Below are 25,594 nucleotides of genomic sequence, written 5' to 3' on the forward strand. Positions count from 1 at the left end.
TTATTCACCTGCTTCTTGCCGCAATACTTCAGCTAGAATCTCGACTCCTGCATACAAGTCTTCTAAAGAGCTATGTTCCTTTGGATGGTGACTGATCCCTTTTTCACAGGGAATGAATACTAAAGCAGAAGGCCATTTCGCTGCCATATTCATGACGTCATGCCCTGCCCCGCTATCCATTTCGAACGTGTTGTACCCCAGGGATTCCCCTGCTTGTTTGACTCTGGCTGTCAGCATTTCATCTAATAGAATAGAAGGATTATCTACAAGAGTTTCTATGTTGATTGTAACATTAAATTCATTCTCTAAGCTTCGACACTGTTCAATTATTTTATCGGCCATGGATCTCTTCAGGTCATCGTCGACGGATCGAATATCGATTCCCGCTTCTGCATGACCCGGGATGACATTCATGACGTTCGGTTTTACGTTCATCGTGCTGACGGTTGCTACTAGTGGTTTCTGGGACCGCCTTGATATCTCTTCCGCCTCTTGGGAAACAAATGTAATAAGGGGAGCAAGAGCCACAAGGGCGTCCGTCCGTTTCCCCATCGGAGTAGTTCCCGTATGACCAGCCATTCCTTCCACCTTTACCTTCAAGCGGATCGGGCAGGCTACCCCCCGGACAATTCCGAATTGAGCACCATGATCTTCGATTTGGATCCCTTGTTCAATATGAAGTTCGATGAAGGAGAGGATTTCCTCTCGGGAGCGTTCAGCTTTTTCAATGGATGACCAGTCTAGGCCCGTTGATTCCACGGCTTCTTTAATGCTGACTCCGTGGCGGTCTCTTACGTTTTCTACTGATTTATCAAGAATTCCTGCCACGCTCTTACTTCCCAGGGTAGAAACGCCGAAACGTGCTGACTCTTCAGAGGCAAAACAGGCCACTTCAATGGAGTGATGGGGTTTGAAACCACCGTCTTTTAATGCTTTCACGGCTCCCAGTCCACAAAGGACACCGGCTGCCCCGTCATAACCTCCTCCATTTTCAACCGTATCAAGATGAGATCCGGTCATGACAACTTGGTCGTTAGTCCCTTCCCACCTGGCAAATAGGTTCCCTGCCCGGTCCCTCTGTACGGATAGCCCCAATGTTTCTGCAACGCTGCGAAACACATTCATGGAAGCAGTCTCTTCCTTGGAATATCCTAATCTCGTAAATCCATCGGGCTGCTCCATGGTGTCAACCAGATTTAATGCTTCTAGAGTTGTTCTTAACCATTCTTTCAACTCGTAACCTCCTCTTTTTGGTGGGATAATTTTAAGATAAGACGTGCGAAGGCATCCACTGCCACGGTTAATACCCCTTCTTCAAAATCAAATTGATGATGATGATGTCCATTTTTCAATCCGGTTCCGAATACCATGAAGGTTGATTTGCCACCCTGATTTTGCACCTCATTCATCATATAGGTAACATCCTCTGATGCCTTTAAAGGTAAACCATCATGAATTTCGGATATAAATGGACTTTCCTCGCCCACTTCCTTTAACCACTGAATCCATTCAGGGTTACATGCTGCTTCAACCGTCTCGCCCACTACATCGATTCCGGTTTCCACACCATAAAGATTTCCCGATGCTTGAAGGATACGCAGGGCTTCTTTCTGCATGTACCGATTGATAGCAGTCGTTTCCCCTCTTGTTTCCATTTCAAGATGAGCTTCATCGGCAATAATGTTTCTGCCTGCTCCCCCTTGAAGCTTCCCGACATTGATCCTGGTCGCCCCGTCAGAATGGCGCGGGATATTGTAAAGGTGAAGACTTGCTGCAGCCGCTGCCAATAAAGCATTCTTCCCTTTTTCAGGCTCGAGACCTGCGTGGGCCGCTTTGCCTTTATAAGTGACGTTGATTTTGGAGGAAGCGAGAAAAGAATTCGTCGTGGCATACACTCGTCCAAGCTTCGTATCCCGGATTCCGATATGACCGCTTGCAAAATAATCGACATTCTCCAACCAGCCTTTTTTCACCATGGCTTTTGCTCCCCGTCCACCTTCTTCAGCTGGCTGGAAGAGGAGAGTAAACCTTCCAGAGAGCTGGTCTTTGTATGCCGACAGGAAGCTTGCCACACCCAGGCCGATGGCAGCGTGACCGTCATGACCGCAGGCATGCATGACGCTTTCATATTGGGAACGAAAGCCTTCTTTTGTCGGGAGGTGGTGATCAGGATCATCCGATTCCTTGATGGGCAGAGCATCGATATCGAATCGGAATGCCGTATGAGGACCGGGCTTACCTGTATCGAATGTGGCAGCCAATCCTGTATGTCCGCCTTTCATTTTATCTAGCCAGCTCTTTTCCACGCCTTCTTTTATGGCAAGTTCTTCTTGTTTGGTTAAATCGTTGGGTGAAGGAACCCCCATTCGTTCCGTGGACTCCAGTGCATCTTTTCCTAGGTGGATCGTGAAGCCGAGATTGATTAATTCTTTTCCGATCAGATAGGTGGTTACATATTCAGTGAATCCCAGTTCAGGCTTCTGATGGAAGGTGCGTCTGAAGGCAGTGAGTGACGGTGATATTTCATTGATAAAATGTTCAACAGTTCTCATCTTTCAAGACTCCTTTTTTTAAGCTTTTTCAAGGCATCCAGTGCAAGCTGGGCCATCACTTCAACCCCTTTAGGCAATGCACTTTCATTTAATTTAAATCTAGGATCATGGAGTGGGTATTGCGGTTCTGTATCCTTCACAGATGTTCCCAGCCAGTAGAAGGCACCTGGAAATTTCTTCAGAAAACGGGAGAAATCCTCTCCTCCAAGAGACGGTGAGACCACTGGTGCAGCTTCTTCCCCAAGTACTTTTTGGGCAGCGTTACGCACTTCATCCGCCCATCGGGGTGTGTTGACCGTCGCGGGATATCCATCTAAATAGTCGATGGTCATGCAGGCCCCGAAGCTTTTTCCGACACCCTCAATGATGGAGTGGAAACGACTTTTCACCATTTCTTTCACTTCCGGTTTGAAGGTTCGAATGGTCCCTTCAAGGGTGACTTCATCCGCGATTACGTTATAACGGTAGCCTCCTTCGATTTTCCCGATGGTGAGGACGGCTGAATCAATGGGGTCCGTATTTCGGCTCACGATTGTTTGAAGCTGAGTGATCAGGTTGTTGGCAATAATGATGGCGTCATTGGACTGATGAGGCATGCTCGCGTGTCCTCCAGAACCTTTAACAGTAATCTTAAAGCGGTCCGAAGCCCCCATGATTTCATGATGGAGAACTCCGATTTCCCCGACAGGCAGATCCGGCCAAACATGCTGCCCGAAAATGACGTCAGGCGTATATTCGTCGAATACTCCGTCGTCCATCATTTGCTGAGAACCTCCTACAGGGGCATTCTCCTCCGCCGGCTGAAAGACAAGAAGAATCGTGCCTGCGATCTCCGTTTTCAGTTGATTCAATACTTTTCCTGTACCAACGAGCATGGCTGTATGGGCATCGTGACCGCAGGCATGCATGTTGTTGTGGATGGTGGATTTGTAGGATAGATCACTTTCCTCCTGGATTGGCAGAGCGTCGATATCCGCCCTTAATGCGACCGTGCCTCCCGGCTTTTCTCCTTGTATGATGCCGAGCACTCCTGTTTTGGCATAGCCCGTTTTAAAAGGGATTCCCGCTTCTGCTAATTTTTTCTGAATCGTTTTCGATGTCTCGAATTCCTCTCCACTCACCTCAGGATATTGGTGAAGGTGTCTGCGTAATTCAATGACTTCATTCTCTACTGATTGGACAAGCTGCTTTAACTTCATGAAAAATCTCCTTTTTCGGTCGAATGATTATTTAAGGAAAAGTTCCTTAATAATACCGTTAATAGATATATTCGATATAAAGTTGGAAAATCCTATGTGGATGGGAAAGTTTTTTTATAAAGAATAGGGACGGACCTCCGCATTTTGCGGAAAGTCCGTCCCTATCACGTTTCCTATTCTGGCTTTAAGCTAGAGGTCCGTCCCTCAATTTAGTCCGTCATCTAATTTTCCAAATGTAGGTCTAAGGGTTCAATTCCATATATAACCATGAAATCACTTGCGATGATTCATTTAGATATGTAATATATAAATTGCATATTGTAATATATATATTGCATTTAACTTAATAAGGGAGGTTCTATGAACAATAAGGTGAAAGTAGCAAGAATTGAGAAAAATATGACTCAAGAGGAGTTATCCAAACAAATTAAGGTTACAAGACAAACGATTGGACTCATTGAAAAGGGAAAATATAACCCCAGCCTTCAACTGTGCATATCAATCGCTAAAACATTAGATAAAACATTGGATGAGTTATTTTGGGAGGAGGAACAACATTAATGAAATCGTGGCTATCGATTTTCTTACCAAAAGATGAGTATAAAGAGAAAAAAGTATTGTATTTCCTTGCCGAGTCCGCTGTCATTTTACTAGCAATATCATTCATTTTTTTAGCCTTGAAACGCTTCTATCCAATTAACCAAATAAGAGATGAGATCGTTGTGGCAGCCCTGTCCGGCTTAGTGATTATGTATACCATTATACGTTATATGGTTTCTGGCATTGAATATTCAAATGTATTTAACAAGACAGAATATAAAAAAGAAGTAAGAAGTATTGTTTTTCAATCACTAAAGTTTGTTGTAATATTTAGCGTCATTTATCTCCTATTTACAGGAATCCCCGAAGCCAAAGGAGGTTGGGTAGACCTACTAGGGTTATCTTTCCTTATCTGGACGTTTATGTTCTTTTTAAATTATTTCTCTCTTAAACGTTCATTTAAAAAGAATTGTGAATTAGAGGAAGATAATAAATGGTAATAATTGAGTTACACTCTCTAAGAGATATAAAGTTTAACACACCTCTTAGAGAGTAATGACCCAAGATTATTTACACTTTATTCCATACCATGCCAGACTTGCGGCAAAACCGATGACTCCACCTTTAATGGCATTTTTCCCGACTACTTTTGCAAGTTCGATTGCCACTTGCTGCCAAGCTTTTCGTTCAATCAGCTTCCATAATCCACCACTGATGAAGCCTATACCGGTCGCATCGATAATCTTGTCTCCAACGCATTCTGACCATGAACTTCTCTGTATAGTCATCTTTTTATCATTCTTGAATTCTGCAGGTGCAGGAACTCCAATTAAATCTGCCTCTGATAACTCTTCACCATTAACAAGTTTAACGAAGGCTGCAATCGAAGCCACATTTTCTTCTCCAAATTTTTCAGCAATTAAATGCTCGTCCATTATGTAGGTTCCATCTTGTAAATTAGTAGCTTCTTCAAAGAGATATTGCATATCATCTGCCAATCTATCAATATCCGCTTCCTGTTCTATAATAGAATTCGTTGTAACTAATTTTGAAGATACCACTCCAGCTGCGGATGCACTTGTAAAAGTGGCTGAAATCCCCCCTGCTAATACAACCGTAGATAAAGCACCCATTAAATACTTTCTTGTTTTCATTTTTGTCCTCTCCCTTGTAATTATCTTTAACACAAGGAAGATATTAACATATCACTCTTGTAAAATGGATTATTTTACTAAAAACAGTAATTTTTAACTAATATTGTAATCTATCGTTACTTTATTACTATAAATACATTGTTACTAGTAATTTTAAGGGACGGACCTCTAAATTGATTAAAAGTCCGATGTCATCACTTCCTTTTTTCAAGTTGACATCCCAGAGGTCCGTCCCTCTTCCTTTTTCCACTCCCACCCTTTACACTTAAAGAAAATATTATGATAAAGGATGGTTGGATGAATCGTTTTGTTGAAAGGGTTAAGCCTTATTTTTTGAGTGAGGATCCGTTTGTGCAGAGATATGCGATAGAAATGCTGGAAGGTTCCTATTTGGTTAATGGGGATACTTTTTTAACAGGGTTAAAAGCTCATGACCTTGGACCGGTTTCGAAATACTCTTCGCCTGTACTTCCTTACATAATGTACATGCCGTTGAATGAGGAAGGGATGAAGGAGATAGTCAATCGGTTGAAAAGCCTGAGTAAAAAGAATACCGACGTACTCTTCTACATTCAATTAATAGCAAATGCCGATACAGATTTACTGATTTCATACAGAAACGAAGTAAAACCTTTTATAGATGAAGGGCAACTGAAGAAAATTGCGAAGCTTCCTGCTTTAAATGATGAAGAATTATTCATGGAGCTTGCTGACATCATGTTTTACTTGGATACGAATGATTATGACCAAGTGTATTTTGACCATGGGAAAAGGGTCGTTCAGGAGCTAGTTAAGAAAGGCGAAATTAAAAGCTGGGAGGTACAGATTGAGGAAGATGAACTAGTCGGCTTCGATCTAGTCTACACAGTATATATGGCTGGGGAAATCCGCGAAGAGAGCGTGATCCCGCAATTGGTGAGCCTTTTCAAAAATGAGGAAGCAGAAGATTTGCTGTTGGAGGAAGTGGCCAATGCACTGGTGAAGATAGGAACAGATCAGGTGGTGCACGAGGTTGAAAAAGTAGCTCTCTATGGTAACACCTATTTCTATACACTGGATGTATTAGGCAGAATAAAGAGCGCCGAGGCGGAACAAGCACTGTTACGATTATTTGATCAGACAGCTAACATTACCGCTAAAACGCTGATCTCAGATTATTTATGCCAGCAGTTATCAACAGACGCGATTCCAAAAATCGAAGCGTTCATCGAAGAAGGCTATGATGAAAACATGCTTTGTCTGGAAGAATCCCTATACGTGAACTGCGTCATGAACGGGATCGTTCATCCGAAACTCACACAGTGGAAGAGTCTCATCGAAGAAGTGGAAAAGCATTCATTGGATGAACAACCACTTCTTGTTACACAACCCGTCCAAACAGAAGACAAAGTCGGACGCAACGACCCCTGCCCATGTGGCAGTGGAAAAAAATACAAGAAGTGCTGTTTATAAAATGAGGGACGGACCTCCGCATTTTCATGCTGAAGTCCGTCCCTATCACGCTCTACTCATAAAACACGTTGATTTTAGAGGTCCGTCCCTCTACTCCATCCACTCAGGCTTACCAAAGCCTTTAAATTCTTCGTCGATGATTTTCTCGAATTGGTCTGCTTCGACGACTGCTTTGATGTCTTTCGCCAGCTGTGAGTCAACGTCCTTCGTATTTACAACCACTCGGTTTCGATACTGATCAGGCATGTCCTCCAGCTGAAGTGCATCAAGTAAGTCCATGTCGGCAGCAAGTGCGTAGTTCCCTGGTACCGCAGACAGATCCACACTGTCAACGGCCCTTGGAAGCTGTGCTGCTTCGATTGGTTTGAACTGCAGGTTTTTCACGTTTTCAGCAATGTCTTTTTCTGACACCGTCAATGGATCTGTATCCGGTTTTAACGTGATCAGCTTAGCATCCTCCAGAATCTGAAAGGCCCGTGCTGCGTTCGTCGGATCGTTTGGAATGGCAATGGCACTGCCTTCTTTGATGTCTTCAATCGAATCAAACTTCTGTGAGTAGATTCCCATTGGAGCCGTTGGTACGACAATCACTTCGGATAAATCCATGTTATGTTGTTTCGCAAAGGTTTCCATGTAGATTTTATGCTGGAAAAGGTTCGCATCCAGATCTCCCTGGGCCAGCGCGTTGTTCGGTTGGATGTAATCACTGAATTCTTTCACTTCCACCGTGTATCCTTTTTCTTCAAGTCCTGGCTTAATCGCTTTTGTCACCATATCACTGTATGGTCCGGATGTCGCTCCGATGGTTACCTCTTTTTTATCTTCTGCGCTTGAACTTGCTTCGTCCCCGCCGCAAGCTGCAAGAATGCTCATTGTTACCGCTAATGCTACGAGTAAAATCCACTTTTTCACTTGTTGTTCCCCCTAGAGTAGTTATCGTTTATCGACTAATCGTGCAAACACATCACCCGTATATTGGATGAGCTGAACCAAACAAATTAAAATGACGACGGTCGTGATCATCACCGTGTTGTCATATCGGTAGTACCCGAAGCGAATTGCCAGGTCCCCGACTCCCCCTCCACCGACAATGCCGGCCATGGCAGAATAGGCAACTAAACTGATCGTTGTAATCGTGATTGCTTGAATCACCGCTGGACGAGCTTCCGGTAACAGCACGTCCTTAATGATCATCCAAGGGCTTGCCCCCACCGAAACCGAGGCTTCAATGACACCTTTATCAATCTCACGCAATGATGTTTCTACCATTCTCGCAAAAAACGGAATTCCCGCAACAGAGAGTGATACGGATGCTGCCGTCGGTCCGATCGTGGTTCCGGTCAACAGTTTGGTTAATGGTAAGAGTGCGACTAATAGAATGATGAACGGAACCGACCGCACCATATTGACGACAAATCCAACGACCTTTTTGATCAAACTATTTTGTAAAAACAAGCCTTTGTCTGTTACGAAAAGAAGAATCCCGAGCGGTAATCCCACTAAAATCGCAACTCCGAGTGAAATCCCCACCATATATACCGTTTCAAAAAAGGCTTTATTCAATTCTGGTAAAATCGCAGTCAATGAATCAGGCAGCATTCTCAAGCACCTCCAAGCTCTGCGTCTTCAGCGTGATGAACCGGATCGCGGCTTCGATCTCGTCATGGGAACCGATCAGTTCCATGATAAAAATCCCCAGTGGCACTTCCTGAATATATTCAATCTTGCCGTGAAGGATATTGCCCCGTACTTTGTACTTTTGGAACACTTCGGATACGACGCTTTCCTCTGCGATCGATCCTTTAAATTGGATTTTAATCAGTTTTCCTTTTCTTGATTCCATGAGGTGCGGCGGGAGTTCAAATTGAAGGATCGTTTCAATGAATTGTTTCGTTAAAGGCTGCTTCGGTTCTGCAAACAGGTCGTAAACCGGACCTTCCTCCACGATTTTCCCGTCCTGCATCACGGCCATCCGGTCGCAGATTTCTTTCACCACTTCCATCTCGTGGGTGATGAGTACGATCGTCAAACCCAGTTCTTTGTTGATTTTTTTCAATAGCTTCAAGATCGATTTCGTCGTATTCGGATCGAGTGCCGATGTCGCTTCATCGCAAAGTAAAACCGATGGGTTATTCGCAAGGGCTCTCGCAATCCCGACTCTTTGCTTTTGTCCTCCACTGAGCTGGGCCGGATACGCGTTCGCTTTGTCCGATAGACCGACCATCTCCAGGAGCTCGACAACCCTGGGCTTTATTTTCGCTTTCGGTACACTGGCCGCTTTCAAGGCAAAGGCCAGATTGTCAAACACCGTTTTGGATTTGATCAGGTGAAAATGCTGAAAAATCATGCTCGTCTTTTGACGGGCGAGTCTAAGTTGTTTGGATGAAAGTTTTGTAAAATCCTGTCCATCAATGATGATTTCTCCTGATGTAGGGGTTTCTAATAGATTCAGGCAGCGAATGAGTGAACTCTTCCCCGCTCCACTGTATCCGACGATTCCAAAGATCTCACCCTTTTCAATCTTTACGGAAACATTATCGACACCGACCACCGTTTGCTTCTTTGTACTGTAGGTTTTAACTAGATTTCGAATCTCGATCAATGTGCACACCCCTTTTTTTGTACAATAAAAAATGCCTCTTTCAACTGAAAGAAGCATCGCCTGTTTATCTCGACTTATCTCTCAGAATGAAATCATTCTGCAGGAATTAGCACCGTTCCAATACTGGAGGTTGCCGGACGTCATAGGGCCTGATCCCTCGGTCACTCTGGATAATTGAAAGTATGTAATTTTCTAAATTTTTATCTTATAGAGGATAATACTGGGTATGCGAATGGAAGTCAATAGGGAATTTTTCAGTTGTTTTTATGTAAGCGTTATCTTTGTTGGTGCGCTAGGGTAGGGTTTTTTCTGGGTGGGGCGGACTTTGGTTTGATCCGGGGGTAGTAAGTATCCATTTTTTTACAGTTGATAATATATTCCTAAAGTTGCTCATAAAAGGTGGAAAGTCGATAATAAAACTTCTCTTATCCTATCAATCCATGTATTTCACATCGGTCTCAGTCAAAATCCTGCCTTAACACCATCTCAAAACCATACATACTATCCAAAAACATTCCTTTCCACCTCCAAATGGGACGAATCTCCATTACCAATAGAAAAAGGCACTACCTTCCATAGCAGCACCCCATTTGTCATAACAACTCACATCAAACATTCTAATCTCCCAATCAACCAATCAAAAACTAGACGCCCACTCCTTAATCCCCGTCAACACATCCAACTCCCTCAACCTCTGCTCACAATAAGACGAATTCCCTTTCAAGTATGTATCAACATAAGCCGGATGACACATAATCTCAAGCGTCTCACCTTCATCCCTGCTGTCCAATATCCTCTTCAATCCTTCAACCGACACTCCGTCACCATAAAAGTCCATCGAGAACCGATCGGTTAACACATTCATTGCGTCTAACCCATCACAGGGCACATTCCGGACCGGAACCCCAAAGCGCTCCGACAACCTCTTCACCACCGGGATCAGTGGCCGAAAGCTATGAACATGGTGATGACTGTCAATATGAGAAAGGGGCAGACCGAATGATAGGAATTTATCCATCTGAGCCTCCCACTCCATTTCAACCTCATCCACATTGATTTCTTTTTCTTCAAAAATCCTGCTGGTGTAACGGAAAAGGCCTCTCTCATCAAGAAGAGATGGTACTCCGCCAGAAACTGGTCTTCCGCATGTCAGCGTTAAATGGATCCCAACCTGTAATTCCGGATAAACCTTCGCCAATTCCACCGCATGCAGAGTTCCCGGCATATTGACCAGCATCGTTGTTGAGTTGACGATGCCAAACCGGTGACTATCAACGATGCCGTAATTCACCCCCCGGCATAAACCAAAATCATCTGCATTGATGATCACGTTCCTCATAATCCCCCATCCCCTTTTCGCTAATAGGTTCTTTCTACAAGAAAGCTCGCTTTATCTCCTCTGAAGATCGCTTTGGAAAATTCGATGACCGATCCATCCTCTACATAAGCCGTCGTCTCAATCATAAAGCAAGGTGTCCCCTCAGGCACCTCGAGCTTTTCTGCCACTCGTTCATCTGCTAAAAACAACTCGATCGTTTCGACGGTTTTTTTAATTTTTATCTCAAACTGTGTTTCCAGGAGCTTGTAAAGAGATCTTTCACATTCGTCTTTATCAAGCCCGGGCGTCTTGTACCAGGGCAGATAGGCCACCTCATATTGCAGGGGCAGACCGTCTGAATATCGGATCCTCTCTAAACGATTGACGGGATCTCCATTCTTTAATTCCAACGCTTTTTCCACTGTTGATTCTGCCGGGATGACATTCATGCTTAGTACCTTGATCTTAGGTTTCTTACCTTGTAATCGCAGTTGCTCTGTGTAGTTGTCGATCGTCGAGGACAGGATTTGACTGACTTTCTCTTCTGCGACAAAAGTTCCTCTTCCTTGCTCGCGATACACGTAACCTTCAAGTGTCAGCTGCTGGAGCGCCGTCCGGATCGTCGTACGACTGACATTGAACTTTTCGCAAAACTCCGCCTCTGTCGGCAGTTTTGTATTCGGAGCGTACTCTTTATTTTTAATCATGTGGATGATTTCTTCTTTTACATGCGAATGCAGGGCCTTTGCTTCTTGTGTCTCTTTCATTCTGTTTCTCCCTTCCACTTTCTTCCTATATTTGTTATAACACATCCACGATCAATTCTCTATTCCTCTTCATTTTATCATAAAAACAATTTGTTATTACAATTAAATAAAAATCAGTCATAAATTTCATATTTGTAATTACAATATATAGACGAGCAAAAACTTGTATGATACATTATAAAAAAATAGAAATCGCTTTCAAAATGAAGGGAGATCGACAGAATGTCATTAAAGGTGGTCATAATCGGAGGCGGATCAAGCTATACACCAGAAATTATCGAGGGGTTCATCCACCGATACAAATCTTTTCCTGTCACAGACATAACGCTTGTAGACATCGAAGCAGGGAAAGAGAAGCTTGAGATTATCGGGCAGTTTGCTCGTCGAATGATCCAAAAAGCAGGTGTGCCGATTGAATTGGAATGGACTCTTAACCGGCGGGATGCCTTGATAGGCGCTGATTTTGTGACAACACAAATCAGGGTGGGCGGTCTCTCAGCCAGGGAAAAAGATGAACGTATCCCGTTAAGTCATGGCGTCATCGGTCAGGAAACCAATGGAGCAGGCGGTATATTCAAGGCCTTGCGTACCATTCCGGTCCTAATGGAAATTTGTCATGACATCCAACAGATTTGTCCCCATGCATGGCTAATCAACTTTACCAACCCTGCAGGCATTGTTACAGAAGCCCTGCTTAAATACAGCTCATATAGTAAAGTCATCGGGGTGTGCAATATTCCTTTCAACATGAAAAACAGCGTCGCCGAGATGATGAATTGTTCTGCAAATGAAGTACAGATTGAATTTGTAGGGATGAATCATTTTGTGTTTGGAAAAAGGGTTTGGGTCAATGGTCAGGATGTCACCGATCAGGTTCTGCAAAAACTGATCCATCAAGAAGTAGATTACTCACCGGCCAACATCGTCTCCCTCGGTTGGTCGAAGGAATTTTTACAAGCACTCGGGATGCTTCCCAATCCTTATCATCAATACTATTTCCAACGGGACTCTGTGTTGGAAAAGGACCTTCAAGCTTATAGAGAAAACGGTACACGGGCAGAGGTTGTTCGAAAAGTTGAAAAAGAACTTTTCATACAATATATGAAAGAAGAGTTAAATGAAAAACCAAAAGAGCTGGAAAATCGAGGAGGTGCCTACTACAGTGATGCTGCCTGCAGCCTCATGACGAGCATTTACAACAACTCAGGAGACATCCAAACCGTCAACACACTGAACAACGGAACCATCCCGGACCTGCCCCACGACGCTGTTATTGAAGTAAACGCAGTCATTACGGGGGACGGACCTTGGCCAATCGTCATCGGACCGCTTCCTTCATCAATTAAAGGGATCATCCAACAGATGAAAGCGTTCGAAGAGCTCGTCATTCAGGCAGCAATGTCCGGTGAGTACAATCATGTCTACCAGGCCATGGTAATGAATCCGCTAGTACAGAACGAAGGGGTAGCAAGGCAACTAGTCGATGAATTATTGGAAGCTCACAAAGAGTTTTTACCGCAATTCAATTAATCTAGTAAACGGGGGAAAGAGAAATGAGTAAAGTAATGGGGTTTATGGAAAGCAAGTTTATGCCGATTGCAGGACGAATCGGGTCACAACGACATCTCGTCGCCATCCGTGATGGATTCGTTTCGATCATGCCGCTGATCATCGTCGGATCTTTGGCTGTCTTATTAAATAATCTGCCGATTGATGCCTTTCAAAATTTTATGGTCTCTGTATTCGGTGAAAGCTGGAAATCCGTCGGGGGGAATATGTGGAATGGATCATTCGCCATCCTCGGACTGCTCGTCGCTGCATCCATCAGTTATCATTTAGCCAGGTCCTATCATATCGATGGGTTATCTGCAGCATTGGTATCGATCGCTTCACTCATCATCCTTACGCCGGTAACGGAAGACTGGGGGATTTCCTATGCCTGGACCGGAGCACAAGGGATATTCGTCGCCGTGATCACGTCCCTTCTTGTCACAGAATTATTCAAAGTGTTGATTCGTTCCAAGTTTACGATCAGTATGCCCGATGGTGTGCCGGAAGGTGTGCCGGAAGGTGTCGTAAAATCATTCAAGGCCCTGATTCCTGCAACGATTATCTTGATTCTTGTTGGTCTTATTCAAGCTCTCTTAACTTCTTTTGCAGAAAAAAGTATCTTTGAAATCGTGTTCACGGTGGTTCAGGAACCACTGCAAGCTGTATCCAACTCACTGCCATCAGCCATTGTCGTTGCCTTCTTAAATCATTTTCTTTGGTTCTTCGGCTTACATGGCACGAACATATTAGGTCCGATCATCGAACCGATCTATCTACCGTTAATTGAGAAAAATCAGCAGCTCTTCGCAGACGGGATGAGTGCCTTCGACGTTCCTTACATTGTGACGAAACCATTCTTCGATGCCTACGTGTACATGGGTGGATCCGGTACGACGATCGCCTTGATCATCGCCATCTTCCTTGTGGTGAAAACGAAGCATTACCGCACAGTCGGAAAATTGTCTGCTGCACCTGGCGTCTTCAATATTAATGAACCGGTCATCTTTGGTCTGCCGATCGTGTTAAATCCGCTTATGTTTATCCCGTTTTTACTGGTACCTGTCGTATTGACCGTTACATCATACCTGGCACTGAGCTTAGGAATTGTACCTAAAACCGTCGCGATTGTTCCTTGGACGACACCACCGATCATCAGTGGTTACCTTGTAACAGGCGGATCTTGGAGTGGAATCGTGCTACAACTTGTGAACCTGACAATCGCTACACTTATGTACATCCCATTCCTGCTCGCATCTGAACGTGCCCAATTAAAGAAAACCACCGAAACGAGTGATAAAATCGCATGAATGCTGAACAACAAATGACCTTAGAAGAAATATCTTTTCATATCATTTTACACGCTGGAAACGCCCGGTCCTCTGCCATGGAAGCCCTGCAAGCCGCCAAGAAAAAACAGTTCGAAACAGCAGAGGAAAAAATGGCCGAGGCAGCGAATGAAGTTCATCAGGCCCATCACTATCAAACTCAGTTACTTCAAAAAGAAGCAAGTGGCGACACACAGAATCCTACGATTCTATTGATCCATGCCCAGGATCATCTCATGAACGCCATCACCGTCAAAGAACTGGCCCAGGAAATCATCGAAATCCATCAAACCAAGTAAGGAGTGCTTCATATGAATATCATGCTGGTCTGTTCGGCAGGAATGTCAACGAGTTTGTTAGTCCAAAAAATGCGCAAAGCCGCTGAAGAAAAAGGCCTCGAAGCCACCATTAATGCTACTTCTGAAGCTGACTTAAGCAATCACTTAGATAAACTTGATGTGATTCTCATCGGTCCCCAAGTCCGCTACCTATCATCTAAAATCATTGAAAAAGCAGAGCCCCATCATATTAAGGTCGATGTGATAGATGGGATGTCTTATGGGATGATGAATGGTGAGAAAGTGTTGGAACAGGCTGTGAGTTTATTGGGGAAGTAATATTTTCTCGATTAAGAGTGACCTGTAATGGGTTACTCTTTTTTATGTTGAAGAACATGAAGAAAGTGTCCCCCATTAAGGAGGACACTTTCATTCGATTACATCACATCATAATCCGTTACATTTCGCTCTACTACCCGTGCTCCTACCACACTCACAAACATCCCGTTCGAACTTCCAAACACATTGGTCGCGATCAGGTTATCCATCGCTGCTTTCACCGCCACTGTATCAATCGGTTCGATCGGGTCATTGATGGATAGTTTAGCTGACTTCCCCGTTTCGGTCGTAAATTCCAGTTCTAATACTTTTGCCATGCTGCCTCCTCCTTTCTATGGAACTATCGATTGTCCTTACTCGTTAATGTCAAAGGTTTCGACCTTCTCGATGTTGTTTAATCCTTTTGATGAAAGACTTGCCACGGATAAAGCTGCGCTGTTCATCTCATCTGCCGTTGCCAGTGCATTGATGTAGCTGTACGATTTGTACGCAATCTTAGGATTCCCCTTCTCATCCAGACCATCATTGTAAGCCAGTCGTATTCTCGTAGATTTTAAATCCGCTGTTGCCATGTGCCTCACCTCCTTTCACCCTTTATATAGGGGATAGGGAGAGTGAAGGACACCCCCGTTTGAAAAAAGAGGGACGGACCTCGACTCCTAGTACCAGCTCCTAGGAATGGAGGTCCGTCCCTCGTTCTTAATAAAGTTTCCCTTGTCTGTATAGAACCGTGGATAGTTTCATGACGGAGTGGATGTAGCAGTTTTGGCGCAGTGGGAATGGGTCGCCGAAGAATAGCGGCAGGACGGTGTCCATGGTTGATTTCATTTTGTCGTAGAGGAGGTTGAATACTTCTTCCTCTGTGTAGAACTGTGTTTCCCGTCCTTGCAGCCATTCGAAGTAGGAGACGATGACCCCTCCGGCATTCGCCAGGATATCAGGGATGATAATGACTCCTTTATCACTTAAATATTCATCAGCTTCCGTTGTGATTGGAGCATTGGCCCCTTCCACGATAATTCTTGCTTTCACCTTTTCTGCATTATCCTTGTGCACCTGATCCTCTAACGCCGCCAGCATCAGAACGTCAACATCCAGGTACAGAACCTCTTCACGACCACGGATTTCAGCCTTCACACCGATTTCCTTCAACTGTTCATCTTTCGTGGGAAGATCTCCTTTATTCTTCATCGTAAACTCAACCAAAGCCGGAATATCAAGACCATCCGAATTGAACAACGTCACATTCCGGTCACTCACCGCCACCACTTTATTCTGTATATGAGTGGATTGATAGGCTTCAAGTGCCGCAACCGACCCTACATTCCCGAACCCCTGCACTGAAATCGTCAAGGGACGGTCCTCGAAATCGAGTGCCGTTTTCGCAAAGACATTATCCGTCTTCGTTAATAGACTCTTCTGTTCCCTTACAAAATCATGAACGAGGTAGCGGAACGTAAAGAAGACGCCCTTTCCCGTCGCCTCTCTCCGGCCCAACGATCCCCCGTTCACAACACTCTTCCCCGTAAAGCTCCCTCTATAAGGCATCCCCGGCCGGATACTCTTGTACTCCGCCATCATCCAGTCCATTTCACGTTCCCCTGATCCCATATCGGGAGCCGGAATATCTTTATCGGGGCCAAGGACATCGCTGAAATACTGGACATACTTCCTCGCGATCAGATGAAGCTCCTTTTCCGTATACTCACGGGGATTCAGAATGATCCCGCCTTTTCCTCCACCGAATGGAACGTCATGAAGGGCATTCTTCAACGTCATCAAGGAAGCGAGATTCACGACCTCTTCCTCATTCACCGTCTCATGAAAACGTATCCCTCCCTTATATGGCCCCAGGGCATTATTATGCTGGACACGAAAAGCCGGGATCCTGACCACCTTTTCATCCTCCAACGGAATCCTCAAATACGATTTATGTACGTGGTTCGGTGTCGACAAAATGGAAGTCAGCGACGTAAACGCTTTCTTTCTTGTCTCACCCTTCACTTCGGGTAAAAAAGCCTCGTCCTCTAATAAAGCATCCAATGACTTCTGAACAATATCTCTCGTTTGGCTGATCAAATCTGGTCCCTCCTATTGGTTTGAAGAAAATAATGGTATTTATTATAGTGTTACCCTGTCACCCCTGGTTAAAAACGACTATTCATGAACTCTCAAATCGGGACCAACCGCCAAGCAGAAAAAACCACACCTTATCCCAAAAGGTGTGGTTCTCAATATCACGATTTAATGACTGCTTTTTCTGATGACAAGTTCGGATGAAACCAACACTTTTTGAGTCACTTTCTGCTTTTGTTCAAGACGCTTCATCATGAAGTCAACAGCCGTTTCCCCCATGATTTCGGTTTGGACTTTGACAGAGCTAAGTGGTGGATACACATATTTCGCAACACTTATATCATTGACGCCGATAATATTCACCCGGTCAGGTACGCTGATCCCCTCTTCATGAAGAGCGCGCAGGGCACCGATGGCAAGGGAATCATTGCCGCAGAAGAATGCTGTCGGCAGCTTGTCACCGTGCTCTGCGATCGCTTTTTTCATTAAGTCGAAGCCATCGTCCACCGTAAAGGAACCGACATACATGGCTGATTCTGACAACATCCCTTTTTCGCCCAGGTAAGCCTTGAAGGTAGCTTCCCTCGAATCGGGTATGTGCCTTCCACCATTTTCTTTAAACGTTTCACGGCCACCGATATAACCTATCTCCGTGTGCCCTTTTTCAACAAAGTGGTTCAACACCTTCATAGTAGCAATGGAGAAATCAGTGAGAACAGAATCAAAATCTTCACCTTCTGGACTAAAGTCGACGAATACGATGTTCTCCGTTATGCTGCGTAGCTCCTGTACCTGATTGGGACTGAACTTTCCGATCGCCACCACACCATCGAATTCTTCTTTCTTCATTTCCTCGAAATCATTTTGAAAGTACTTCACCAAATTCAGCCCATATTGCTGACAGCGCTGCTCGGCACCGAGGCGGATCGACATATAATACAAGTCGTCCAGTTCCTCTTTTTCCGTGTACCAGTTAAAAATCGCAATGCTGGATTCCATTGATTTCCGCGGTGCTTTCTTTTTCTTATATTCTAATTCCTCGGCAATTTCAAAGATCTTTTGTTTTGTTTTATCCGGTACAGATAAACTCTTGTCGTAATTCAGCACCCTTGAAACCGTCGAGATCGAGACACCCGCCTTTAATGCAATATCTTTAATGGTTGCCATTTCAAAATCTACCCCTGTTCGTTTAATACATGAAAACTATAAGTGGTGGAAGCTTTGTACACTTCCCCTTTTTTGACCATGACCGATGGGAAATGCGGGTGATTTACGGCATCCGGGTATCCTTGTGTTTCAAGGCAAATACCGAGGTGCTCACGTCCTTTGACACCGCCCCACAAGAGGTCGTCGCTCAGATGATTTCCTGTATATAGGACGACCGCCTCCTGATCCGTATCCACCGTCATCGCTCTGCCACTTTCTTCGTGTGAGAGGACAATTCCCTGCTCCCCTTTATTTAAAATAAAGGCATGGTCATATCCTTCTTTCTGGCCTGACTGCATTCCTTCATGAATGGTTTGTCCGTCATGAAAATCGAAGGCTGTCCCCTCTGAAGGAATCAACCTTCCTGTCGGCACTTTATCATCGGAAAGCTCCAGGACACGATCCGCCTTCATTTGCAATCTGTGAGACAGTATATCTTCCTTGTAAGCACCGCTCAAGTTGAAGTAACTGTGGCTCGTCATGTTGATGGGAGTGTCACGCTCCGGTTCTGCCCTATACTCAATGAGAAGTTCATTGCTGTTCGTCAGAGTATAGGTTACATCCACCTTAACGTTTCCCGGATATCCCTCTTCTCCGTCACGACTCAAATAGGACAGGCGGACACTGACTTTTTCCTTTTCAACGGACACTTCCCCGACCGCCCATATCACTCTGTTAAATCCTATTTTACCACCATGCAAGTGGTTGCCGCTATCATTAGAGGTCAGTTCAACTTTTTTCCCCTGGGAGGGGTAGCTTGCCTGCCCGATTCTGCCGGCAACTCTTCCTATCAGGGCACCATAATAGTGTACGTGCTGAACGTATTGCTCTAACGTATCGAAACCAAGGACAATATTCTCAAGAACCCCATTCTTGTCAGGGGTCACAATTTTCGTGATTGCCCCTCCGAACGTAATAAACGTCATTTCCATTCCGGAATCATTTTTTAACGTGTACGACTCGACCACTTTTCCGTACATTTCGCCAAATGGCTTTTTAATCACATCCATGTTCATTCACAATCCTTTTCTCCGTTCATGATCTCCGCTACAGCTCGTTTATCACGCAGTCATAAGGCTGTAAAACCACTTCACCAAACGTTTCTTCGTAGCCATTGTGGTTAATGATCATCTGATACGTTTTAGTTCCGACTGTTCTCGTAACAACCTCGACCCCCTGATTTGTTTCCACCGTTTCAATGTTTGAGTCATCTGTGATTTTCCTTGCAATTACGTTCATGATTTCTTTTTCGATCCCCGCACCGATATAATACGCTTTCCCAGAGCCGAATGTATTTCCCGTTACACAGGCGTATTCATTGTAAAATGGGTCGTCGTAGCGATAAAGGGTTTCGGCCGTAATCGGGTTCACCAGATCACGCCAGTATTCAGCTATAGTGGTACGACCTGAATCCGATGACACAACAGGAACAGCTTGTCCTTCATGTAGAGATTCGGATTCCTCCACTTCAATACCCAGCAATGGAGACAACCCTCCCGGAATCATTTTTCCAAATACCAGATTGTTATCTTTATCCTTCACTCCTGCACGGTACGACACAATGACAGTCCCTCCGTTCTTGGTGAACTCTTCAAGTCTCGCCGTCAATCTGTCATCCATCAGCTGAGGCACCGGTACAAGTACCACCTTGTATTGTGAAAAATCCTGATCGTATTTCAACACATCGATCATCGTATTTTGTTTATGAAAAGGTTCATACAAACGAAGAACTTCTTCCGTAAAATCAATGCTCGGATTTTGCTGTTGAATTCTCCATGACCACACATTATCGAAGTCGTATAGAAGAGCGACATCCGCTTTTACCGGTGAATCAAAAAGTGTCTGATATTCTTTGACTTCACTGAAAAATTGCTTCACTTCATTGAATTTACGTGTCGTGCGGTTATTGGCATCAAGGATTCCAAGACAATACTGCTCGGCTCCGCGATTCATTCCACGCCAGCGGAAGAACAACATATTGGAACATCCATGAGCAAAAGCATGCCACGCCCATACCTTCGCCTGGTTCGGTCTAGGTAAGTACCCGATCACATCATGGCCTTGAGCTCCCATTAATTCTTCTACGATCCAGAAATTTTGTTTCTTTAATCCCCGCACAAAATCAAGTGTCATGGAAAGGTGGGCGGGGGAAATCGGTTCCTTCAAGCCACCCCAAACTGGATAATTGTCGTAGGAAACAAAATCGAGATCTCTCGAAAATTCATTATGATCAAACCACTTTCCAAAGAAACCGCCTGGGAGGTTCGTTGTCACGGTCTGATGAGCACCTTTCAAACGTCTGGAAAGCTCCACATGTTTAAGGGCAAATCCGCTTAAAGAAGCTGAACGAAAACGGGACCAATCCAGCATCATGGCCGGGTTATGAACCGTTATCGTTTGTTTGGGTACGGGAATTTCAGAGAACCCGTTATACGTCTGTCCCCAAAAAATCGTTCCCCAGCGCTCGTTCAATTCGTCGATCGATTCATATTTCTTCTGGAGGAACGCCTGAAAACCACGTTGACAGCTGGAGCAGTAACACATATCACTATCTTCGTGACCGAATTCATTATCGATTTGCCATGACACAATCGCTTCTTCATCGCGATAATGATTGATCAGCTTTTCAGCGATTCGCAGGGAGTAGGTTTGGTACGTTTCAGAGTTATAGCAATATTGCCTTCTGCCCCCGAACGACTTTTTCACCCCATTGATATCTTCAATGAATATATCGGGATGTTTGGCAGCAAGCCACGCAGGAAACGTCGCAGTCGGTGTCCCGAACATCACTTTCATATCGTACGCCTTCACACGCTCGATGACATGATCAAAAAAGGAAAAATCAAAGCCGCCTTCTTCCTTCTCCATCAAGTGCCAGGCGAATTCGCCGATTCTGACCATGTTGACACCCATGTCTTTCATCCGTGAAAGGTCTTCGTCTATTAAATCGATATCCCAATGTTCCGGATAGTAATCAACGCCTAAATACATATCTATCACCTGTTTTGTTTAGTATAGAGAAAATAAGAAACCGGATCTTCATTGGTTTCTTATTTCACTTGGAGATTTATTTCGTTTAGATGGTATTTATCGATATCATCTGATGATACATGTCCAAAAGTATCTTACAATTTTCTTCAAACGGCTCATAAAGAAGTAAAAGCGGATCAAATATTCTTGATTTCGCCGTTATATCTGAGATTTCGCCGATAAAATCAATATTCCGCCGATATATTTGAAATTTCGCTGATAAAATCAAATTTACACTGATATAATCTGAAATGCCGGATCATATATTTGATTTCCGGCTCAAAAAGTGCGAAAACCGGATCTTAAGTCTCGAAATCGAGCTCATAAAATCACAGAATGTATGTTTTTTTAACATTCCCACATAAAAACGACTCTGTTTAGCCCAAGAAAAGTCATTTCCTTCCGAAAATCCAACAATATAAATCATGATAGCAGCAAATCCGTTCTAAACGTCGCTAAACTACCACAAAGGTTCTATCAAAACCCAGCAACGAACCTCATAAACGCCTTCTGTCCTTTTTCATCCCTCTTAAATACACCGGCATCTTCGAGTACACGGGAGAATTTCTTACCTAATTCTTCTCTGACGATGCCAGCGACATTGTCAAGGGTCAACTCACCTTCGTAACGATCCTTCATCTTTTCCACCCACGACATGTGATAGTCTGCCACTTGGTGATATTCACCCAGCAGGAACTTTTCCACTTCTTGAAGTTCATCCTTTAAACGCGCAGGCAGAACGGCAAGGCCCATCACTTCGATCAAGCCGATGTTTTCTTTTTTGATATGATGGACATCTTCATGAGGATGGAATATCCCCATTGGATGTTCATCATTCGTTCGATTGTTCCTTAGAACAAGATCCATTTCATACTTCCCGTTTCGCATGCGGGCGATGGGTGTAATCGTGTTATGAGGTGTGTCCCCGGTAAAAGCAAGGACCTCAACTTCAGGGTCACTGTACCCTCTCCACCCTGATAAAATATCCTCCGCTGCATCTAATAGTGCTTCCATGTTTTCACTGTTCAACCGGATCACCGACATCGGCCACTTCACAATCGCAGCTTCCACTTCAGGATGATGACTCATAGAAAAGGTGTATTCTTTTTCCGCCTTCGCCATGGCAAAGTCATAATGTCCACCCTGATAATGATCGTGAGAAAGGATCGATCCACCGACAATCGGAAGGTCTGCATTCGAGCCGGCAAAATAATGAGGGAACTGATCAACGAAATGAAGCAGCCGCTCGAAACCGGCACGATTGATTTCCATCGGACGATGGGTTTCCGATAACACAATACAGTGTTCGTTGTAATAGACATAAGGTGAATACTGCAGCATCCATCCTTCATCGGCAAGATTCAAACGGATCATCCGGTGATTTGCCCGTGCAGGATGACCGATTCTCCCCTGGTACCCTTCATTTTCAACGCATAATAAACACTGTGGATACGTCTGATCCTTTGTCGACAAGGACTTTTCCAGGGCAATTTGCTTGGGATCTTTTTCAGGCTTGGACAGATTGATCGTAATATCGAGTTCCCCGTATTCGGTATCCACCTTGTAGCTGATGTTTTGACTGATCCGTTTCGTCTGGATGTAATTGCTATCCTGACTGAGCTGGTAAAAGTAATCAGTTGCCTGTTTGGGATCTCTATTATAATGGTCAGCAAACGTTTGATTGATGACAGATGGCCTTGCCACAAAACAGTCCATCACACTAGCCGAAAACATTTCTTTTTCATCAAACAGATCTTCGATGATTCCTTTTTCCACCGCATATGCTGTTAAGGTTTCAAGCAGGTCTGGAATGGAAATCCGGGCAAAAGAATCTGCCTCTTCAACCTTATACTCTTCCATTTTCAAAAGGGCAAGGAGTCGGTTCCGAACATAGACTTCATCTTCTTTCCCGATCAGTTCCGCCCCTATCGCCTTTTCTACAATCGCATCAATGGTCAAGAAAATGCTCATCCTAAAGTCACTCTCCCTTTCTATCGTCGTATCCATACGGATGGTTTCCGTGCCATTCCCAAGCATCCCCGATCATTTTGGTTATCGAGGTACGGGATGGATTCCAGCCCAGCATTTCTTTTGCTTTTTCTGAAGAAGCGATCAATTTGCTCGGGTCGCCTGCTCTTCTTTTGCCGATTTTCTCAGGGATGGGATGTCCGGTCACTTCTCTTGCAGCGTGGATCATTTCCTTTACCGAAAATCCCTGGCTGCTTCCCAGGTTGAAAATATTGCTTTCGTCTGTTCGCTTCAAGTAATCAAGAGCAAGGATATGGGCTTCGATCAAATCATCGACATGAATGTAATCACGGATGCATGTTCCGTCGGGAGTGTCATAGTCATCTCCAAAGATCGTGATATATTCACGTTGTTCGAGGGCCACCTGAAGAATGATCGGAATCAAATGAGTCTCAGGGGTATGATCCTCTCCGATTTCCCCGCGCGCTCCTGCCACATTGAAATAGCGGAGAGAAACGAACTTGATCCCATATGCCTCATCACACCATCTCATCATTTTTTCCATGGCGAGCTTTGTTTCCCCGTACGCGTTGGTCGGCATGGTCGGCATCTTTTCTGTAATCGGCACCTGCTCAGGCTCTCCGTACGTTGCAGCCGTAGATGAAAACACGATATGCTTCACACCGAATTCATTCATCACTTCCAGGGTTACCTGGGTACCGTACACATTGTTATCAAAGTACTTCAATGGATTCTCCATCGATTCTCCGACAAGGGAATTTGCGGCAAAATGGATCACTCCATCAATGTTTTCTTTTTCGAACACAGATCGCAGAAAGTCTTTATCCCTAATATCTCCATTGTAAAAAACCGCATCCTCATGAATCGCCCCTCTGTGACCCGTTTCCAAATTATCCACTACGATGGTTCTGTATCCTCGCTCTACAAGCTGAAATACCGCATGAGAACCGACATAACCTGCACCGCCCAACACTAACACGTTCATACGATCACCTCTTTGTCTAATTCTGTTGCACCATTTCCTATACTTGCTACATAGAAGGTTGCTTCAATCCCTGCTGCATCTTTATATTTCTTTCCTACTCCGTTAATGAAACTCTCCACATAATCCTTTTCCACGATCGCAATCGCGCAGCCGCCGAAACCGGCTCCGGTCATCCTCGCTCCGACTACACCCTGTTGATTCCATGCTGCTTCTACAAGAGCATCCAGTTCTTTCCCAGTTACTTCATAATCGTCACGGAGCGATACATGGGATTCATTCATCAACTTCCCGAACTCATGAAGCTGTCCTTTTTGTAAAAATTGAAGAGCTTTAAGCGTACGGCGATTTTCATACACAGCATGCTTGGCTCGTTTTTGTTCGATTTCATTTGGTATCACATGCTTATGGAGCTGGAATTCTTCTTCGGTCAATTCACCCAGGGAACCGATATCCTTCACAGATTGCAGTCTTTCCAGAGCAGATTCGCATTCCGTTCTTCGCTCATTGTATTTTGATCCGGCTAGCTCCCGTCGTTTATTGGAGTTCATGATGATAATATTGTGATGCGCAAGATCAATCGGAGCGTATTGATAGTGGAGAGTGTTGGTATCCAGTAATATGCCGGATCCCTCTTTCCCCATTCCAATTGCAAATTGATCCATGATCCCGCTATTAACGCCGATGAACTCGTTTTCCACCTTTTGACCCGTCTTGACGAGATTGATCCGATCTACATCCAGTTCGAATAGTCCTTCAAGCATGACACCTGTCGCCAATTCAATGGAAGCCGATGAAGATAAACCTGCTCCGTTCGGAATATTCCCGTAAAAAAGAACGTCCATTCCAGTGTTAATAGTATAGTTTGCATCCTTCAAATAACGGATCATTCCTTTAGGGTAATTCGCCCAATCATGATATTTATCATAATCCAGGCTGTCGAGATCAAATTCTATGATGCCAGTATGTTCAAAATTCAAGGAATAAAGGCGCACCAGACTGTCTTCTCTTTTTCTAGTTACTGCATAGGTGCCGAACGTGATTGCACAAGGAAATACATGCCCTCCGTTATAATCCGTGTGTTCCCCAATTAAGTTGATACGTCCAGGGGCAAAAAAGGCACGGTTTGCTTCACTGACGAAAATCTCTTTAAAGCTCCTGAAAAGTTGCTGAACATCCATTTTGATTCCTCCTACTATTTATACCGATCTTTCCGTTTGTCATCGTTCATGTC

Annotated in this window: 25 protein-coding genes and 1 riboswitch; of the genes, 7 read left to right on the top strand and 18 right to left on the bottom strand. The window is 44.3% G+C overall.

Annotation, left to right across the window (positions count from 1 at the left end; genetic code table 11):
* From FZC88_RS14925 to FZC88_RS14935, 3 genes are read right to left on the bottom strand one after another with little or no spacing between them, the layout of a single operon-like run.
* Positions 1–1,233, bottom strand: a complete 1,233-nt coding sequence (locus FZC88_RS14925) for a M20 family metallo-hydrolase (RefSeq protein WP_148995465.1) — start codon at positions 1,231–1,233, stop codon at positions 1–3.
* Entirely contained in the window at positions 1,230–2,552 is a 1,323-nt protein-coding gene (locus FZC88_RS14930; RefSeq protein WP_148995466.1) for an amidohydrolase, read from the bottom strand. The genes FZC88_RS14925 and FZC88_RS14930 overlap by 4 nt, the downstream gene beginning before the upstream one ends.
* A complete protein-coding gene (locus tag FZC88_RS14935) occupies positions 2,549–3,751 on the bottom strand; it encodes a M20 metallopeptidase family protein (RefSeq protein ID WP_148995467.1) in 1,203 nt (400 codons plus the stop codon). The genes FZC88_RS14930 and FZC88_RS14935 overlap by 4 nt, the downstream gene beginning before the upstream one ends.
* 360 nt (positions 3,752–4,111) lie before the next feature.
* Between FZC88_RS14935 and FZC88_RS14940 the strand changes: the two genes are divergently transcribed.
* Together FZC88_RS14940 and FZC88_RS14945 are read left to right on the top strand one after the other, a co-directional pair.
* Positions 4,112–4,312 (top strand): helix-turn-helix transcriptional regulator, encoded by a 201-nt coding sequence (locus tag FZC88_RS14940; RefSeq protein ID WP_148995468.1) that lies wholly within the window; start codon positions 4,112–4,114, stop codon positions 4,310–4,312.
* Complete coding sequence (locus FZC88_RS14945) at positions 4,312–4,791, top strand: DUF3278 domain-containing protein (RefSeq protein WP_148995469.1); 480 nt, start codon at positions 4,312–4,314, stop codon at positions 4,789–4,791. The genes FZC88_RS14940 and FZC88_RS14945 overlap by 1 nt, the downstream gene beginning before the upstream one ends.
* A 66-nt stretch (positions 4,792–4,857) precedes the next feature.
* On the opposite strand, the gene FZC88_RS14950 is transcribed toward FZC88_RS14945, so the two are convergent.
* A complete protein-coding gene (locus tag FZC88_RS14950; RefSeq protein WP_148995470.1) occupies positions 4,858–5,445 on the bottom strand; it encodes a hypothetical protein in 588 nt (195 codons plus the stop codon).
* 297 nt (positions 5,446–5,742) lie between these two features.
* Here FZC88_RS14950 and FZC88_RS24680 point away from each other — a divergent pair, with 297 nt between their 5' ends.
* The gene (locus FZC88_RS24680; RefSeq protein WP_316247537.1) at positions 5,743–6,897 is read left to right on the top strand and encodes a YecA family protein; all 1,155 of its coding nucleotides are present in this window, start codon (positions 5,743–5,745) and stop codon (positions 6,895–6,897) included.
* A gap of 90 nt (positions 6,898–6,987) precedes the next feature.
* Here the strand turns inward: FZC88_RS24680 and FZC88_RS14960 are convergent, their stop codons facing one another.
* The 5 genes from FZC88_RS14960 to FZC88_RS14980 form a co-directional block, all read right to left on the bottom strand.
* On the bottom strand, positions 6,988–7,809 hold the full coding sequence (locus FZC88_RS14960; RefSeq protein ID WP_262371876.1) for a MetQ/NlpA family ABC transporter substrate-binding protein: 822 nt from the start codon (positions 7,807–7,809) through the stop codon (positions 6,988–6,990).
* A gap of 21 nt (positions 7,810–7,830) precedes the next feature.
* Entirely contained in the window at positions 7,831–8,496 is a 666-nt protein-coding gene (locus FZC88_RS14965) for a methionine ABC transporter permease (RefSeq protein ID WP_044338425.1), read from the bottom strand.
* Positions 8,486–9,499, bottom strand: a complete 1,014-nt coding sequence (locus tag FZC88_RS14970) for a methionine ABC transporter ATP-binding protein (protein WP_148995471.1) — start codon at positions 9,497–9,499, stop codon at positions 8,486–8,488. The genes FZC88_RS14965 and FZC88_RS14970 overlap by 11 nt, the downstream gene beginning before the upstream one ends.
* A 71-nt stretch (positions 9,500–9,570) precedes the next feature.
* Positions 9,571–9,676: riboswitch (SAM riboswitch) on the bottom strand.
* Between the two features lie 460 nt (positions 9,677–10,136).
* Positions 10,137–10,838: a chitin disaccharide deacetylase gene (gene chbG / locus FZC88_RS14975; RefSeq protein WP_148995472.1), complete on the bottom strand. Its 702-nt coding sequence runs from the start codon at positions 10,836–10,838 to the stop codon at positions 10,137–10,139.
* A gap of 20 nt (positions 10,839–10,858) precedes the next feature.
* Positions 10,859–11,584, bottom strand: a complete 726-nt coding sequence (locus FZC88_RS14980; RefSeq protein ID WP_148970316.1) for a GntR family transcriptional regulator — start codon at positions 11,582–11,584, stop codon at positions 10,859–10,861.
* 222 nt (positions 11,585–11,806) lie between these two features.
* On the opposite strand from FZC88_RS14980, the gene FZC88_RS14985 reads away from it, so the two are divergent.
* From FZC88_RS14985 to FZC88_RS15000, 4 genes are read left to right on the top strand one after another with little or no spacing between them, the layout of a single operon-like run.
* Positions 11,807–13,114 (top strand): 6-phospho-beta-glucosidase, encoded by a 1,308-nt coding sequence (locus tag FZC88_RS14985; RefSeq protein ID WP_148995473.1) that lies wholly within the window; start codon positions 11,807–11,809, stop codon positions 13,112–13,114.
* A 23-nt stretch (positions 13,115–13,137) separates the two neighbouring features.
* Positions 13,138–14,442, top strand: a complete 1,305-nt coding sequence (gene celB / locus FZC88_RS14990) for a PTS cellobiose transporter subunit IIC (RefSeq protein ID WP_187443646.1) — start codon at positions 13,138–13,140, stop codon at positions 14,440–14,442.
* Positions 14,439–14,759, top strand: a complete 321-nt coding sequence (locus FZC88_RS14995; RefSeq protein WP_148995474.1) for a PTS sugar transporter subunit IIA — start codon at positions 14,439–14,441, stop codon at positions 14,757–14,759. Before celB ends, FZC88_RS14995 begins: the two co-directional genes overlap by 4 nt.
* A gap of 12 nt (positions 14,760–14,771) precedes the next feature.
* The gene (locus FZC88_RS15000) at positions 14,772–15,077 is read left to right on the top strand and encodes a PTS sugar transporter subunit IIB (protein ID WP_148995475.1); all 306 of its coding nucleotides are present in this window, start codon (positions 14,772–14,774) and stop codon (positions 15,075–15,077) included.
* Positions 15,078–15,175: 98 nt separating this feature from the next.
* Here the strand turns inward: FZC88_RS15000 and FZC88_RS15005 are convergent, their stop codons facing one another.
* From FZC88_RS15005 to FZC88_RS15045, 9 genes are all read right to left on the bottom strand, one after another.
* On the bottom strand, positions 15,176–15,394 hold the full coding sequence (locus FZC88_RS15005; protein WP_148995476.1) for a DUF2922 domain-containing protein: 219 nt from the start codon (positions 15,392–15,394) through the stop codon (positions 15,176–15,178).
* A 36-nt stretch (positions 15,395–15,430) separates the two neighbouring features.
* On the bottom strand, positions 15,431–15,649 hold the full coding sequence (locus FZC88_RS15010) for a DUF1659 domain-containing protein (protein ID WP_148995477.1): 219 nt from the start codon (positions 15,647–15,649) through the stop codon (positions 15,431–15,433).
* Between the two features lie 127 nt (positions 15,650–15,776).
* Complete coding sequence (locus FZC88_RS15015) at positions 15,777–17,156, bottom strand: Glu/Leu/Phe/Val family dehydrogenase (RefSeq protein ID WP_148995478.1); 1,380 nt, start codon at positions 17,154–17,156, stop codon at positions 15,777–15,779.
* A gap of 165 nt (positions 17,157–17,321) precedes the next feature.
* Entirely contained in the window at positions 17,322–18,320 is a 999-nt protein-coding gene (locus FZC88_RS15020; RefSeq protein WP_148995479.1) for a LacI family DNA-binding transcriptional regulator, read from the bottom strand.
* Positions 18,321–18,328: 8 nt separating this feature from the next.
* Positions 18,329–19,369: an aldose epimerase family protein gene (locus FZC88_RS15025; protein ID WP_148995480.1), complete on the bottom strand. Its 1,041-nt coding sequence runs from the start codon at positions 19,367–19,369 to the stop codon at positions 18,329–18,331.
* Positions 19,370–19,406: 37 nt separating this feature from the next.
* Positions 19,407–21,350: a beta-galactosidase gene (locus FZC88_RS15030; RefSeq protein WP_148995481.1), complete on the bottom strand. Its 1,944-nt coding sequence runs from the start codon at positions 21,348–21,350 to the stop codon at positions 19,407–19,409.
* Between the two features lie 516 nt (positions 21,351–21,866).
* Positions 21,867–23,360, bottom strand: a complete 1,494-nt coding sequence (galT, locus tag FZC88_RS15035) for a UDP-glucose--hexose-1-phosphate uridylyltransferase (protein WP_148995482.1) — start codon at positions 23,358–23,360, stop codon at positions 21,867–21,869.
* Positions 23,361–23,367: 7 nt separating this feature from the next.
* Positions 23,368–24,363 (bottom strand): UDP-glucose 4-epimerase GalE, encoded by a 996-nt coding sequence (gene galE / locus FZC88_RS15040; protein ID WP_148995483.1) that lies wholly within the window; start codon positions 24,361–24,363, stop codon positions 23,368–23,370.
* On the bottom strand, positions 24,360–25,541 hold the full coding sequence (locus tag FZC88_RS15045; RefSeq protein WP_148995484.1) for a galactokinase: 1,182 nt from the start codon (positions 25,539–25,541) through the stop codon (positions 24,360–24,362). Before FZC88_RS15045 ends, galE begins: the two co-directional genes overlap by 4 nt.
* Positions 25,542–25,594: the final 53 nt, after the last annotated feature.

It is taken from the genome of Rossellomorea aquimaris, assembly GCF_008180865.1.
Classification (GTDB): Bacteria; Bacillota; Bacilli; order Bacillales; family Bacillaceae_B; genus Rossellomorea; species Rossellomorea yichunensis.

What these genes read in the sequence shown, in the direction of transcription:
- FZC88_RS14950 (WP_148995470.1), bottom strand. Translation starts at nt 5,445, where the DNA reads ATGAAAACAAGAAAGTATTTAATGGGTGCTTTATCTACGGTTGTATTA.
- FZC88_RS15030 (WP_148995481.1), bottom strand. Translation starts at nt 21,350, where the DNA reads ATGTATTTAGGCGTTGATTACTATCCGGAACATTGGGATATCGATTTA.
- galE (WP_148995483.1), bottom strand. Translation starts at nt 24,363, where the DNA reads ATGAACGTGTTAGTGTTGGGCGGTGCAGGTTATGTCGGTTCTCATGCG.
- celB (WP_187443646.1), top strand. Translation starts at nt 13,138, where the DNA reads ATGAGTAAAGTAATGGGGTTTATGGAAAGCAAGTTTATGCCGATTGCA.
- FZC88_RS14985 (WP_148995473.1), top strand. Translation starts at nt 11,807, where the DNA reads ATGTCATTAAAGGTGGTCATAATCGGAGGCGGATCAAGCTATACACCA.
- FZC88_RS14940 (WP_148995468.1), top strand. Translation starts at nt 4,112, where the DNA reads ATGAACAATAAGGTGAAAGTAGCAAGAATTGAGAAAAATATGACTCAA.
- FZC88_RS14930 (WP_148995466.1), bottom strand. Translation starts at nt 2,552, where the DNA reads ATGAGAACTGTTGAACATTTTATCAATGAAATATCACCGTCACTCACT.
- FZC88_RS14945 (WP_148995469.1), top strand. Translation starts at nt 4,312, where the DNA reads ATGAAATCGTGGCTATCGATTTTCTTACCAAAAGATGAGTATAAAGAG.
- FZC88_RS14980 (WP_148970316.1), bottom strand. Translation starts at nt 11,584, where the DNA reads ATGAAAGAGACACAAGAAGCAAAGGCCCTGCATTCGCATGTAAAAGAA.
- FZC88_RS15000 (WP_148995475.1), top strand. Translation starts at nt 14,772, where the DNA reads ATGAATATCATGCTGGTCTGTTCGGCAGGAATGTCAACGAGTTTGTTA.
- FZC88_RS15025 (WP_148995480.1), bottom strand. Translation starts at nt 19,369, where the DNA reads ATGGATGTGATTAAAAAGCCATTTGGCGAAATGTACGGAAAAGTGGTC.
- galT (WP_148995482.1), bottom strand. Translation starts at nt 23,360, where the DNA reads ATGAGCATTTTCTTGACCATTGATGCGATTGTAGAAAAGGCGATAGGG.
- FZC88_RS14935 (WP_148995467.1), bottom strand. Translation starts at nt 3,751, where the DNA reads ATGAAGTTAAAGCAGCTTGTCCAATCAGTAGAGAATGAAGTCATTGAA.
- FZC88_RS15010 (WP_148995477.1), bottom strand. Translation starts at nt 15,649, where the DNA reads ATGGCAACAGCGGATTTAAAATCTACGAGAATACGACTGGCTTACAAT.
- FZC88_RS15005 (WP_148995476.1), bottom strand. Translation starts at nt 15,394, where the DNA reads ATGGCAAAAGTATTAGAACTGGAATTTACGACCGAAACGGGGAAGTCA.
- FZC88_RS15045 (WP_148995484.1), bottom strand. Translation starts at nt 25,541, where the DNA reads ATGGATGTTCAGCAACTTTTCAGGAGCTTTAAAGAGATTTTCGTCAGT.
- FZC88_RS14995 (WP_148995474.1), top strand. Translation starts at nt 14,439, where the DNA reads ATGAATGCTGAACAACAAATGACCTTAGAAGAAATATCTTTTCATATC.
- FZC88_RS24680 (WP_316247537.1), top strand. Translation starts at nt 5,743, where the DNA reads ATGAATCGTTTTGTTGAAAGGGTTAAGCCTTATTTTTTGAGTGAGGAT.
- FZC88_RS14965 (WP_044338425.1), bottom strand. Translation starts at nt 8,496, where the DNA reads ATGCTGCCTGATTCATTGACTGCGATTTTACCAGAATTGAATAAAGCC.
- FZC88_RS15020 (WP_148995479.1), bottom strand. Translation starts at nt 18,320, where the DNA reads ATGGCAACCATTAAAGATATTGCATTAAAGGCGGGTGTCTCGATCTCG.
- chbG (WP_148995472.1), bottom strand. Translation starts at nt 10,838, where the DNA reads ATGAGGAACGTGATCATCAATGCAGATGATTTTGGTTTATGCCGGGGG.